Below are 12,793 nucleotides of genomic sequence, written 5' to 3'. Positions count from 1 at the left end.
TGAACTCCCCGCACTCGCATTGGGAGACTCCAAATGGCCCGGCCCTACGAAGATAGCAACAGCTCCGTCAAGACCCGTCGTCAGCAGGAAGACCAGCGCCGCATGGCGTTCCGTCGCGCAATCGAAGACCGCTGTGATCAACGCCAATTGCTGCAAAGCATCACGGACTACCCGGAACTGCACTGGCAGGCACCCGCGGCTGCCCAGCGAAGCGCTCAGCCAGCGCGCTGATTTGCACCCGCTCGCTGCGGATAAAGCCCAGGAACGCATGGGCCACCGGTGACAGGCGCTTGGCCTTGGCCTGCACCAGGCACCAACTGCGGTACAGCGGTAGCTCTTCCACCGGCAGCTCCTTGAGCCCGCCGGTGGCCAGTTCCAGGTTCAGGGCGTGGCGTGTCAACAAGGCCACGCCCAGCCCGGCCAACACGCATTCACGCTGCGCCTCGGCCGAGGCGACTTCCACTGTCTGGCTGAAGTGAACGCGTTTTTCTTTGAAGTACTCCTCGCAAGCCAGCCGCGTGCCGGAACCCGGTTCGCGCAGTAACAGCGTGTAAGGCTCCAGGTCGCGCAGGCGCAGCGCTCCTTGCTGGCTCAAGGGGTGGTCGGGCAGCGCCACGGCGACAATCGGGTTGTTGAGGAACGGCAGGAATTCGAGGCCCATGTCTTGGGGCACCATGGACATGATCACCAAGTCGTCACGGTTGTCCGACAGCCGGCGGATCACCTGGGCGCGGTTGACCACCGTCAGATGCAATTGCACCTCCGGATGCTGGCGCTTGAACGCGGCAAACAGGTGCGGCACGAAGTACTTGGCGCTGGACTCCACCGCCAGTTTCAGTTGGCCTTGCAGCGAGCCCTGCATGTCCGACAGCTGCATATCGAGGTTTTCCAGGCGTCCGAAAATATCGCGGCTGGCCCGTTGCAGCGCTTCGGCCGCCTCGGTCATGTAAAGTTTCTTACCTACGTAGTCGAACAACGGCTGGCCGATCAGCTCTTCCAGCTGACGAATTTGCAGGCTGACGGCCGGCTGGGTGAGGGACATTTCCTCGGCCGCCCGGCTGTAGGAGCGCAAATCACACACCTCATTGAAGATCTGCAGTTGACGTAATGTCAGCCTCATCAATGACTTACGCATTTTTTAAAGCCTCTTGGCGGCGTCCGGTCCGACAACTATAAGTCTTTACTTATGCATGACCCAATAATTATTGATTTTTGTTAATCCCTCAGCAGGCTTAGTGTGTGCCTCGCGACTGGCTTGAAACATTTAGTCACGCGCCGACCCGAGTCTAGCGGGTCGAAGAACGCAGCAATCGGCTCAAGGGAATTTCCAAGTGATAAAAAAGATCCTGATCGCCAACCGTGGTGAAATTGCCGTGCGAATCGTGCGTGCCTGCGCCGAGATGGGCATTCGCTCGGTCGCGGTCTATTCCGACGCCGACCGCCACGCGTTGCACGTCAAACGTGCCGACGAGGCCCACAGCATCGGCGCCGAACCCCTGGCCGGTTACCTGAACCCGCGCAAGCTGGTGAACCTGGCCGTGGAAACCGGTTGCGATGCGTTGCATCCCGGTTACGGTTTCCTCTCGGAAAACGCGGAACTGGCGGACATTTGCGCCGAACGTGGGATTAAATTCATCGGCCCATCCGCGGAAGTGATTCGCCGCATGGGCGACAAGACCGAAGCGCGCCGCAGCATGATCAAGGCCGGCGTACCGGTCACCCCCGGCACCGAAGGCAACGTCGCCGACATCGCCGAAGCCCTCACCGAAGGCGACCGCATCGGTTACCCGGTGATGCTCAAGGCCACCTCCGGTGGCGGCGGTCGCGGCATTCGTCGTTGCAACAGCCGTGAAGAACTCGAACAAGCCTTCCCCCGCGTGATCTCCGAAGCCACCAAGGCCTTCGGTTCGGCGGAAGTGTTCCTGGAAAAATGCATCGTCAACCCCAAGCACATCGAAGCGCAGATCCTCGGTGACAGCTTCGGCAACGTGGTGCATCTGTTCGAGCGCGATTGCTCGATCCAGCGCCGTAACCAGAAGCTCATCGAAATCGCCCCGAGCCCGCAACTGACCCCTGAACAGCGCGCCTACATCGGCGACCTGTCGGTGCGCGCAGCCAAGGCCGTGGGTTACGAAAACGCCGGCACCGTGGAGTTCCTGCTCGCCGAGGGCGAGGTGTACTTCATGGAGATGAACACCCGGGTGCAGGTGGAACACACGATCACCGAAGAAATCACCGGGATCGACATCGTTCGCGAGCAGATCCGCATCGCCTCGGGCCTGCCGCTCTCGGTGAAGCAGGAAGACATCCAGCACCGTGGTTTTGCGTTGCAGTTCCGGATCAACGCCGAAGACCCGAAGAACAACTTCCTGCCCAGCTTCGGCAAGATCACCCGCTATTACGCGCCCGGCGGCCCCGGCGTGCGTACCGACACGGCGATCTACACCGGCTACACCATCCCGCCGTTCTACGATTCCATGTGCCTGAAACTGGTGGTGTGGGCGTTGACCTGGGAAGAAGCCATGGACCGCGGCCTGCGTGCCCTGGATGACATGCGCCTGCAAGGCGTGAAGACCACCGCCGCCTACTACCAGGAAATCCTGCGCAACCCGGAATTCCGCAGCGGCCAGTTCAACACCAGTTTCGTGGAAAGCCACCCTGAGCTGACCAACTACTCGATCAAGCGCAAACCCGAAGAGCTGGCCCTGGCCATCGCCGCCGCCATCGCCGCCCACGCAGGCCTGTGAGGAATATAACAATGAGCAAGAAGATCTTTGTCACCGACACCATCCTGCGCGACGCTCACCAATCGTTGCTGGCCACCCGCATGCGTACCGACGACATGCTGCCGATCTGCGACAAGCTCGACAAAGTCGGCTACTGGTCCCTGGAAGTCTGGGGCGGCGCGACCTTCGACGCCTGCGTGCGCTTTTTGAAAGAAGACCCGTGGGAGCGTCTGCGCAAATTGCGCGCTGCGTTGCCTAACACCCGCCTGCAAATGCTGCTGCGCGGCCAGAACCTGTTGGGCTATCGCCACTACAGCGACGACGTGGTCAAAGCCTTCGTCGCCAAGGCCGCCGTCAACGGTATTGACGTGTTCCGCATCTTCGACGCGATGAACGACGTGCGTAACCTGCGCGTGGCCATCGAAGCGGTCAAGGCCGCCGGCAAACACGCCCAGGGCACCATCGCCTACACCACCAGCCCGGTACACACCATCGACGCGTTTGTGGCCCAGGCCAAGCAAATGGAGTCCATGGGCTGCGACTCGGTGGCGATCAAGGACATGGCCGGCCTGCTCACGCCATACGCCACCGGCGAGCTGGTCAAGGCACTGAAAGCCGAGCAGAGCCTGCCGGTGTTCATCCACTCGCATGACACGGCGGGTTTGGCTGCGATGTGCCAACTCAAGGCCATCGAAAACGGTGCCGAGCACATCGATACCGCGATCTCCAGCTTCGCTTGGGGCACCAGCCACCCGGGCACCGAGTCGATGGTCGCCGCCCTTAAAGGCAGCGAATTCGACACCGGCCTCGACCTGGAACTGCTGCAGGAAATCGGCCTGTACTTCTACGCCGTGCGTAAGAAGTATCACCAGTTCGAAAGCGAATTCACCGCGGTCGACACGCGCGTGCAAGTCAACCAAGTGCCGGGCGGGATGATTTCCAACCTGGCCAACCAGCTCAAAGAGCAGGGCGCACTCAACCGCATGGGCGAAGTGCTGGCTGAAATTCCGCGGGTGCGTGAAGACTTGGGCTTCCCGCCGCTGGTCACCCCGACCTCGCAGATCGTCGGCACCCAGGCGTTCTTCAACGTGCTGGCCGGCGAGCGCTACAAGACCATCACCAACGAAGTGAAGCTCTACCTGCAAGGCGGCTACGGCAAAGCGCCGGGCACGGTGAACGGGCAACTGCGTCGCCAGGCCATCGGCAGCGAAGACGTGATCGACGTGCGCCCGGCCGACCTGCTCAAGCCGGAAATGAACAAGCTGCGCGGCGAAATCGGTGCGTTGGCCAAATCTGAAGAAGACGTGCTGACCTACGCCATGTTCCCGGACATTGGCCGCAAGTTCCTCGAAGAACGCGACGCCGGCACCCTGACTCCGGAAGTGTTGCTGCCGATCCCGGAAGCCGGCGGCGTGGCCCGTGCGGGTGGCGAAGGCGTACCGACCGAGTTCGTCATCGACGTCCACGGCGAAAGCTACCGCGTCGACATCACCGGTGTTGGCGTGAAAGCTGAAGGCAAGCGTCACTTCTACCTGTCCATCGACGGCATGCCCGAAGAAGTGGTGTTCGAACCGCTCAACGAGTTCGTCGGCGGTGGCGGCAGCAAGCGCAAGCAAGCCACCGAGCCAGGCCATGTGAGCACCACGATGCCGGGCAATATCGTCGACGTGCTGGTCAAGCCAGGCGACGTCGTCAAGGCCGGCCAGGCGGTGCTGATCACCGAAGCGATGAAGATGGAAACCGAAGTGCAGGCCGCGATTGCCGGCAAGGTGACCGCCGTTCATGTAGCCAAGGGCGACCGGGTGAACCCTGGCGAAATCCTGATTGAAATCGAAGGCTGATCCAGCCTTCGACACTACCGTTTAATCCTCGGGGGAGCAGGTGCTCCCCTTTTTTTTCGCCCGTAATTTGGCCGGCGCGCGCAGCGTGGGCTCAGAACCGCATTTGCCATTGGCCCATCAGGCCCTGGTTGCGGCTATGGTTGCCTGTTTCGCTGGCGTAGGTCAGGCCCACGGTGTGTTGCGGCGAGAGTGCGAGGTCCAGGCCGGCTCGGACGTTCAGGCTGTCGCGGTCCAGCGACGTGCCCTGGACAGTGAAGCTATCAATCAGCCCCGGCGCAGCGCGAAAGGATTGACTGACCCGGCTGTCGACGTCGCCGTACAGGTGTTTCCAACTGGCGCTGAGGTGGGGGGCCAGGCTCATCTGGTTATCGAACCGATACAGCGACGCCAGGCGAAGACCGAAGGTGCTGCTCAGGTTCTGTTGGTTTTGCGAGCCGACGTTCAGCGCGGTCAGGCCACCCCGCTCCTTGAAGCCGTCGCGGTGATAGCGCTGGTAACCGAGGCCGGCGAAGGGTTCCACGCTCAAATCCGCAGTGCCCAATTGGTAGCCCATTTCGGAGAAGACGGTTTGGCTGTTGGCGTTGTAATTGGCCCTGAGCTGCTCGGTGTAATCGAGCAACTTGACGCTGCGCTTGTTCTGCCCGTCATGGCTGCTGTAGATCGCTCCCAGGCGCAGGGCCAACGGGCCGTCCTGCCGCACGGCATAGCTGCCCAGGTGCCAGCTGTCGAGGTCGGCGGAAAAACGCGCGGCGTCGAGGTGGCTGCTGGATTTGGCGCCCATCACGCCGACACGCCAGGCGTGGTCCAGCGCCCAGTCGGCCCCCAGCAACAGGCCTTGGGTGCCATGTTTCAGACCGGCGCTGCCGCCTTTTTTGTCGAGCGTGCCGTCGTTGCCCAGGCTTTGCACCCAGAAGTGGCCAGCGTCGTCGGCGGGCAGGGTGCGCAGGATCGACAACAGTTGGCTGCTCAGTTGCTGCGTGGTGTTCTGGGTCGCGGCGGCGAGGTTGGCGTTCTGGCTGGCGGCCAATTGCTCAAGGGCCGCGCCGATGCCGCCGGGCTGCTTGTCCAGCGCGTCGGCGAATTTTTCCAGGGCTTTGATCTGTTCGGAGGTCAGTTCGCCGGACTCCAGCAACTGAACCAGCGCAGGTTCCAGGGCCTTGGCGAGCTGCAGGCCATTGTGCGTGGTGGCGCGCTGAGTGAGGTAACCGTCGATGGGTTCGGCTTTTTCAGACGCTGCGTCGGCCCACTCATTATCAAGCGCCTCATAGGGTTGGAAATGGTACGGCCGGTATTCGATATCGCCCCGCGCCTGGGCATGTTGAAGGCTGGCGGCGCTGATCGCAAGCGCCATGACAAGTGCAAATCGTGGGGGTGTAAAGGGCATGTGATCCCAACCTCTGATGAATGAGGCCGGAAATTTAGCGAGATGGCGGGGCGATAACTGTCAGGCTATCGACCCCTGGTTTGCGGGAGTTGTCTGTAGTGCGGTGCGATTAAAAACGCATCGGGCTTTGTCCGCGACAGGATAAATGGCCATCTCATTTGCATTAAAATGCATTTTTAGATTAATTCTGGCGATACAAATGCATTTTAATGCGTAAATCTGGTCATCTGCTGAGCAGGAAATGCACTATATTGCAGTACGCGTCCCGAACATTGCTTGCCAGGTGCACTTAAATGCAGATGGAAACGACCTACTCTTTGATACTGCAGATTTTCACCGCTGGTCATTGGCGTGACGCTATGCGGTTGGAGTTCTCGGAGCCTGAAAAGGGTTTTGATGGACCTTGCAGGTTTCATTATCGACAGGATTATCTAGTCGATAACCTGGACGCTGTCCGATTGCCTTTTTCCAAATCTGTCAGTGCGCGGTTTCCACTGGAGTGGGATGTTGCGGTTCTCAAGAAAGCGCCTGCTTTTTTGCACGATATTGCACCGGCAGGGGCCGCCAAACGTTCTTTGATGAAACGTATCGGCCATGAGAAGCCGGAGGGCGTCAGTGCCGATTTGTTTCTACTGGGTCGCAGTACGCCGGCCCCCATTGGCCATATGCGGGTCAAGGAATCCGTGCAGGTACTGGACGGTACCGCACCGATTGGTTTCCCTCGTCGGGAAGTGATCAACCGCGATAACAGCTTTCTGGAATATGCCTATGAACAAGGCGCGGCAATCGGCGGGGCAACGGGCGCGGGCGGTGAGGCTCCGAAACTGTTGATGACGCAGAATGCTGATGGTTTGCTGTACCCGGACGCTACCCTGAACGATGCCGAGGTTACCCAACATTGGTTTATCAAGTTCGCACGTAACCAGGCGACCCAGAATGATCAAGACATCCTGAGAAGTGAGTATCACTACTACAGAGCTCTTCAGGCCCTGGGAATAGAGGCGGTGGGTGCCGAAGGGCTAGCATTGGAAGAGGCCACCAAGCCGAGCCTTTGGATGCACCGCTTTGATCGCAAGGTCAGTAACGCCGGTGTCGAACGATTGGCCGTTGAGTCGATTTATTCCTTGGCGGGAGTGACGACGCCTGGCAGTTACATGGATCATCTTGAGGTGATCAGACTGCTGGTGAATCAATGGCGCGCGGTTGGGCAAGAAGAGCAGGTTGCCGATCTGGTTGCGGAGTACCTACGCCGAGACCTGTTGAACAAGGTGTTGGGTAACTCGGATAACCACGGGCGAAATATGTCGATCATCCGAGGTACCGACTCTCTGCGTCTGGCGCCGATTTATGACTTGGCCCCCATGGTGATGGATGCCGAGGGCGTTACCCGAACGACCAAGTGGCCCAAAGCGCTGGAAGTGGCAGGTGATATCAATTGGCGAGGGGTCTGCGATGCACTGGCCGAGATTATTGACCCTGAGCAAAGTTTTGAGCGGCTGCGACAAGACGCCGAACACTTGCGAGCTCTGCCGGACATCTTGGCTGCAGGCGGTTTGCCAGCGGTCACCTTGAACCACCCCAGCGTCCCGTTGGGGAAACTGGACATGCGTCTGAAGCAATGGGGGCTGAAATGACCATTACCCTGGATGCCCGCGCCCTGTTAATCGAACGTGTCGAACAGGGGCTGGCTGACGGTTCCCTTGCAATTGGCGAAGCCGTGCGCCGCCTGCGCACCGAAGTCACTGGCCTGCACCAAAGCCAGTTCGCCAAGATGTGCAAGATTTCCGTGCGTACCCTGGTGCATATCGAACACGGCGAGGGCAATCAAACCCTGAAATCGCTGAACGCCGTGTTCCGCCCCTTTGGCTTACAGATGGGCGTGGTCAAGGTGCGTCGCGAGTGGGATGACTGAGTCCTCACCCCCGTCGCACATACCCCTTGCCGTAATGCCGCTCCATGCGCGCCTGGATCAGTTCCAGGCCGAGGGACATCACCCAGTAGATGATCGCCGCCGTGGTGAGCATTTCGATGTAGCGATAGCTGGAGCGGCCGTAGGATTGCGCGAGGAACATCACTTCCCACACGCCCATCACCGAGATCAGGGAGGAGTCCTTGAGCATCGAGATGAACTGGTTGGTGGCGGGCGGGACGATGGTACGCATGGCCTGGGGCAGGGTGACGTGCCAGAAGATCGCACTGTCGCGCATGCCCAGGGCCAGGGCGGCTTCCCGTTGGCCGTGGGGCACGCCGAGGATGCCGGCGCGGAAGATTTCGCTCAGGTAGGCGCCGTAGTTCAGCGACAGCGCGATGATCCCGGCGACGATGGCCCCCGGCACCAGGCCCAGTTGCGGCAGGCCCAGGTAGATCAGCAGGATCTGGATCAGCAGCGGTGTGCCACGGAAGAATGAGGCATAGAAACTCGCGACGCCAAAGGCCACCGCGCTTTTCGACAGGCGCCCCAGGGCGGTGATAAAGCCCAGTATCGATGACGCCACGATCGAGCACAGGCACAGGAACACCGTCAGCGCCGCGCCTTGCAGAAACCCGTTGGGCGCCAGATGCACGCCGACCAGATTGGGCAGCTTGTCGAGGATGATCGAGAACTTCAGGTCAAAGCTCAGGAAGAAGCTGGCGAACAGGCAGAACAGCGCGGCCCAGGTTAGGTACAGGCGCGTGCGAAAACCGAAGAATCGTTGTAGCCGCGACGCGCTGACCGGTGGTTTGGGTGGGGTGGGGAACGCGGTCATTGGCTGATGTCGGCGCCGATCCATTTTTGCGACAGCTTGCTCAAGGTGCCGTCCTGCTTCAACTGCGCGAAGACTTCACGCACTTTGCTGTCCCACTGCGGGTCGCCTTTTTCGATGGCCACCGAGTTGGGCTCGGCGTACAGCGCTTCGCCGGCCAGCTTGAAGCGCTTGTCCTGGCTCAGGCGCGGTTGGGCGGTGACCAGGTTGGTGAGGATCGCATCCAGGCGCACGCCGGCGCCCAGGCCCAGGTCCTGGAAGGCCACGTTGTCGGTGTCGTAGGGGGCAATCTGCACGTTCTCGAACGGGTACTGCAGTTGGGTGTCTTCGGCGCCTTCGATCACCAGGTTTTTGTTCAGGTAGCTCTCGTAGCTGGAGGCGCTGGTGAGGCCGACTTTCTTGCCGCTCAGGTCCTTGGCGCCGTGGATGCGCTCATCCTTGGCATTGACCACGATCACCGCGGGCGAAGCGTAGTACTCCACGGGGAAGTCGAACACTTCGGCGCGGGCCTTGCTTGGGGTCATCGAGCAGATGCAGATGTCGTAGCGCCCGCTCCAGCGGCCGGCGGCGATCACGTCCCAGGACGGAGTTTCCAGGCGCAGTTTGACCCCGAGTTTTTGCGCGACGGCCTTGGCCACGTCGACGTCGAAACCGTCGAGCTGGTTCTGCTCGTTGAGGAACGAGAAAGGCGGATAGCTTTCCATCAGCACGCCGACCAATTCGTGGTTTTGCTCAACCCGGTCCAGGGTTGCACCGCCGAAGGCTTGGGTGGAGGCAGCCAGCATGGTCAGGCCCAGGGCCAGTAGCGGTTTGAGTTTCAAGAGAGGCACCCGAATAAAAAAAGAAGTTGTTATGAAGCGAATTTACCGTATTAAATAGTTATAAGAGCGACTCTCATAGTGAGTTATTTTCATAAGCTTATGAGTAAAAAGCATATGGCCGCAGTACGCACAGTAATTCTCGATGGTGGCATGGGCCGCGAACTGCAACGCCGCGGCGCGCCGTTCCGACAGCCGGAGTGGTCGGCGCTGGCGTTGAGCGAAGCGCCGCAGGCGGTGGAAGCGGTACACGCGGCTTACATCCAGGCCGGTGCCGACGTGATCACCAGCAACAGCTATGCCGTCGTACCGTTTCATATCGGCGAAGCGCGGTTTGCCGCCGAGGGCCAGGCCCTGGCGGCGTTGGCCGGTGAATTGGCGCGGCGCGCGGTGGTGGCGTCCGGCCAAGCAGTGCGCGTGGCCGGTTCCCTGCCGCCGCTGTTCGGCTCGTATCGGCCCGACCTGTTCGAGGCCGACCGGGTCAGCGAACTGCTGACGCCCCTGGTGAGCGGCCTGGCGCCTTATGTCGACCTGTGGCTGGCGGAAACCCAGAGTTCGATCGTCGAGGCGCGGGCCATTCATGCCGGTCTGCCGGCGGACGGCAAACCGTTCTGGCTGTCGTTTACCTTGAAGGACGAAGACACCGACGAGGTGCCGCGCCTGCGTTCCGGCGAGCCGGTGGCCGAGGCGGCCGAAGCAGCTGCGCAACTGGGCGTGCAGGTGTTGTTGTTCAATTGCAGCCAGCCGGAGGTGATCGGCGCGGCGATTGATGCGGCCCGCCAGACCTTCGAGCGCCTGGGGGTGGCGATCCAGATCGGCGCCTATGCCAACGCCTTCCCGCCACAGCCCAAGGAGGCCACGGCCAACGACGGCCTCGACCCGTTGCGCGACGACCTCGACCCGCCGGGCTACCTGCAATGGGCTGCCGATTGGCAGAAGCGCGGCGCCAGCCATTTGGGCGGTTGCTGCGGGATCGGACCGGAGCATATTGCGGTGTTGGCCGAGCAGCTTGCCGACTGACACCCAGTGCGGATTGCACTGACGATCGAGTGTGGGAGGGAGCTTGCTCCCGTGGCGGCCTGTGGGCCGACCCTTCGCTCGGGTTGGAATGAGTACATATCCATTATTCAGGTGGCGGCCGCTATGGGTTCCGCCCTTACGGCGGCTCACTTTTGAAAAGCGCAAAAGTAAGCAAAACGCTCTTGCCCCACCACTCGGTGCCTCGCTTAGGTTCGGCCAGCGTGGTTAACGGGGCGCCTAAGATCAAAATCAAAAACAGAGCAAAAGCAGAGCAACAGCAAAGCAACAGCTCGCGATACGACCGGGGTTTTCAGCGTCATCGGATGTGTAGATACCTACGCCGCGATAGCGGTAGACCAGTCGAAAATCAATCTCGACTGACCCACCGCCTCGCGGGCAAGCCCGCTCTCATATTCTGGTGCTGCGCTGTCTGTGGGATTTAGGCGCGGCACTCCGCCAGGCTTTTCAATTGGCCTGAACCTGCCTGATTGGCTTCCGACAGCCAGTGCTCAAACCCTGCCCCGATCGGCGGCCATTCCGAGTCCAGAATCGAATACCACGCCGTGTCCCGGTTCTGCCCCTTGACCACCATGTGCTGGCGGAACACCCCTTCAAAACTGAACCCCAGGCGCTCGGCGGCGTATTTGGAGCGGGCATTGCCGTTATTGCATTTCCACTCCAGGCGGCGGTAGCCCAGTTCGAAAGCATGCTTGGCCAACAGATACACGGCCTCGGTGCTTTTCGGCGAGCGCTGCATCGGCGCGCCGAAGGTGACGTGGCCGATTTCGATGCGCCCGTGGGCCGGGACGATGGACATCAGGCTGAGGATGCCCTGCACATCGCCGCTGGCGCGGTCGATCACGCTGAAGAAATACGGCTCGTTGTGCTGGGCATGGTTGTTCAGCCAGGCATCGAACGCGGTGCGGTCGCTGAACGGGCCATACGGCAAATAGTCCCACAGCTTGGGGTCGGCGCCGGGGCCTTCGAGGGCTTGCCACAGACCGTCGGCGTGGCGCGCCGGGTCGAGTTTTTCCAGGCGGATGAAACGCCCTTCGAGCAGTTGGACCGTGGGCGCCGGGGCACCTTGCCAGTCGGCGAGAGAGGTGGACATGCTGCGCTCCTTAAAGACCTTTGCAAAATTGGATGAAACCAGGGCGTTCGGCGATGCGTTCGTACAGTTGGATCGCGGTGGCATTGGTCTCGTGGGTCAGCCAATGGACCTCGCAGCAGCCGTCGGCTTTGGCCGTGGCATAGACGTGTTCGATCAATTTGCGGCCCACGCCGCCGCCGCGCTGGGCCGGCGCCACCAGCAGGTCTTGCAGGTAGCAGGAGTTTTCAATGCTCCAGTTGGAGCGATGGTAGATGAAGTTGACCATGCCTACCGCTTTGCCGTCCTGCCAGGCGAGCGCGGAGTGGGTCGGCTCATGGGCGTCGATCAGGCGTTGCCAGGTGCTCTGGCTGACGGCGTCTGGCAGTTCGGTGTTGTAGAACTGCAAGTACGCGTGCCACAGCGCCAGCCAGGCGGCGTGGTCTGCGGCGGTGACGGGGCGGATGTCGATCGGGCTCATTCTGGGGCTCCTTGGGGAATGAAACGGGCGAGGGTCTGGTCGCGCACGTCGAGGCTGGTGGCCAGCCCCTCGCGCACGCCCTGGATGTCGGCGGCACTGCGGTTCTGGCTGAGTTTGCGTTTGCCGATCAGACGTTCGATGGGCAAGGCGAAACCGACGATGGCCTTGAGCATGCCTTCAATGTAGTCGGCCGGGGCGTCGCTGACCTTCCAGGGCTGGGCGCGGCGGCCTTCGTGGCGGTCGGTGAGGGCGCTGACCACGCCGCGCAGGCGCTCGGCGTCGGTAAACACGTCGGCCGTGCCGTAGGCATGCACGGCCAGGTAGTTCCAGGTGGGCACCACTTTGCCGTGCTCGGCCTTGCTCGGGTAAAACGCCGGGCTGACATAGGCGTCGGCCCCGGCAAAGATCACCAGCGCTTCGCCGCCGTTCTGCAGGTCGTGCCACTGCGGGTTGGCCTTGGCCATGTGGCCGTAGAGCGTACCGTTCGGGCCTTCGTTGGGGTTGAGCAGCAGTGGCAGGTGGCTGGCTAGCAGGCCGTGTTCACCCACGGTCACCACCTGCGCCAGACGCGTGTGCTGGATCAGTTGCTGCAGTTCGGGCAAATCGTCGAGGGCAAAGGCGCGTGGTGTGTACATAAAAGTATTCCTTGGCGAATGCCTGCATCCTAGGCAGGCTAATGGTTCGTTGTAAGA

At 61.2% G+C, this 12,793-nt stretch carries 13 protein-coding genes; 6 read left to right on the top strand and 7 right to left on the bottom strand.

The features are described from left to right. Positions 1-33: 33 nt before the first annotated feature. Positions 34-231 carry a PA3496 family putative envelope integrity protein gene (locus LQ249_RS00620; RefSeq protein WP_079444958.1) on the top strand — a complete coding sequence of 66 codons (198 nt, stop codon included), beginning with the start codon at positions 34-36 and terminating at the stop codon, positions 229-231. Here the strand turns inward: LQ249_RS00620 and LQ249_RS00615 are convergent. Beyond that, a complete protein-coding gene (locus LQ249_RS00615) occupies positions 161-1,135 on the bottom strand; it encodes a LysR family transcriptional regulator (RefSeq protein ID WP_017850031.1) in 975 nt (324 codons plus the stop codon). The two genes, LQ249_RS00620 and LQ249_RS00615, sit on opposite strands and share 71 nt — an antisense overlap. 196 nt (positions 1,136-1,331) lie before the next feature. Here LQ249_RS00615 and LQ249_RS00610 point away from each other — a divergent pair, with 196 nt between their 5' ends. Both LQ249_RS00610 and oadA read left to right on the top strand, forming a co-directional pair. After that, on the top strand, positions 1,332-2,747 hold the full coding sequence (locus tag LQ249_RS00610; RefSeq protein WP_003213442.1) for an acetyl-CoA carboxylase biotin carboxylase subunit: 1,416 nt from the start codon (positions 1,332-1,334) through the stop codon (positions 2,745-2,747). 11 nt (positions 2,748-2,758) lie between these two features. After that, positions 2,759-4,567, top strand: coding sequence for a sodium-extruding oxaloacetate decarboxylase subunit alpha (oadA, locus tag LQ249_RS00605; RefSeq protein WP_046381604.1), 1,809 nt, complete (start codon positions 2,759-2,761; stop codon positions 4,565-4,567). Between the two features lie 91 nt (positions 4,568-4,658). Here the strand turns inward: oadA and LQ249_RS00600 are convergent, their stop codons facing one another. Continuing rightward, positions 4,659-5,951, bottom strand: a complete 1,293-nt coding sequence (locus LQ249_RS00600) for an autotransporter outer membrane beta-barrel domain-containing protein (RefSeq protein WP_026140406.1) — start codon at positions 5,949-5,951, stop codon at positions 4,659-4,661. A 293-nt stretch (positions 5,952-6,244) separates the two neighbouring features. Here LQ249_RS00600 and LQ249_RS00595 point away from each other — a divergent pair, with 293 nt between their 5' ends. Further along, positions 6,245-7,585: a type II toxin-antitoxin system HipA family toxin gene (locus tag LQ249_RS00595; RefSeq protein ID WP_128192118.1), complete on the top strand. Its 1,341-nt coding sequence runs from the start codon at positions 6,245-6,247 to the stop codon at positions 7,583-7,585. After that, a complete protein-coding gene (locus tag LQ249_RS00590) occupies positions 7,582-7,863 on the top strand; it encodes a helix-turn-helix domain-containing protein (RefSeq protein ID WP_017850027.1) in 282 nt (93 codons plus the stop codon). Before LQ249_RS00595 ends, LQ249_RS00590 begins: the two co-directional genes overlap by 4 nt. 4 nt (positions 7,864-7,867) lie before the next feature. On the opposite strand, the gene LQ249_RS00585 is transcribed toward LQ249_RS00590, so the two are convergent. Both LQ249_RS00585 and LQ249_RS00580 read right to left on the bottom strand, forming a co-directional pair. After that, positions 7,868-8,698 (bottom strand): amino acid ABC transporter permease, encoded by an 831-nt coding sequence (locus LQ249_RS00585; RefSeq protein ID WP_017850026.1) that lies wholly within the window; start codon positions 8,696-8,698, stop codon positions 7,868-7,870. Further along, on the bottom strand, positions 8,695-9,516 hold the full coding sequence (locus LQ249_RS00580; RefSeq protein ID WP_017850025.1) for an ABC transporter substrate-binding protein: 822 nt from the start codon (positions 9,514-9,516) through the stop codon (positions 8,695-8,697). Before LQ249_RS00580 ends, LQ249_RS00585 begins: the two co-directional genes overlap by 4 nt. Before the next feature lie 114 nt (positions 9,517-9,630). Here LQ249_RS00580 and LQ249_RS00575 point away from each other — a divergent pair, with 114 nt between their 5' ends. After that, positions 9,631-10,533, top strand: coding sequence for a homocysteine S-methyltransferase family protein (locus LQ249_RS00575; protein ID WP_232566110.1), 903 nt, complete (start codon positions 9,631-9,633; stop codon positions 10,531-10,533). A gap of 439 nt (positions 10,534-10,972) precedes the next feature. Here LQ249_RS00575 and LQ249_RS00570 read toward each other — a convergent pair whose 3' ends face one another. Genes LQ249_RS00570 through LQ249_RS00560 form a run of 3 tightly spaced genes read right to left on the bottom strand, consistent with a single transcriptional unit; the run spans position 10,973 to position 12,736 of the window. Next, complete coding sequence (locus LQ249_RS00570; RefSeq protein WP_017850023.1) at positions 10,973-11,644, bottom strand: GNAT family N-acetyltransferase; 672 nt, start codon at positions 11,642-11,644, stop codon at positions 10,973-10,975. A 10-nt stretch (positions 11,645-11,654) separates the two neighbouring features. Continuing rightward, on the bottom strand, positions 11,655-12,101 hold the full coding sequence (locus LQ249_RS00565) for a GNAT family N-acetyltransferase (RefSeq protein ID WP_108525809.1): 447 nt from the start codon (positions 12,099-12,101) through the stop codon (positions 11,655-11,657). Continuing rightward, on the bottom strand, positions 12,098-12,736 hold the full coding sequence (locus LQ249_RS00560; protein WP_108525811.1) for an FMN-binding negative transcriptional regulator: 639 nt from the start codon (positions 12,734-12,736) through the stop codon (positions 12,098-12,100). Before LQ249_RS00560 ends, LQ249_RS00565 begins: the two co-directional genes overlap by 4 nt. Between the last annotated feature and the right edge of the window lie 57 nt (positions 12,737-12,793).

Source organism: Pseudomonas sp. 7-41 (assembly GCF_021233075.1).
GTDB lineage: Bacteria > Pseudomonadota > Gammaproteobacteria > Pseudomonadales > Pseudomonadaceae > Aquipseudomonas > Aquipseudomonas veronii.
This window is presented reverse-complemented; position numbering and strand designations above follow the sequence as displayed.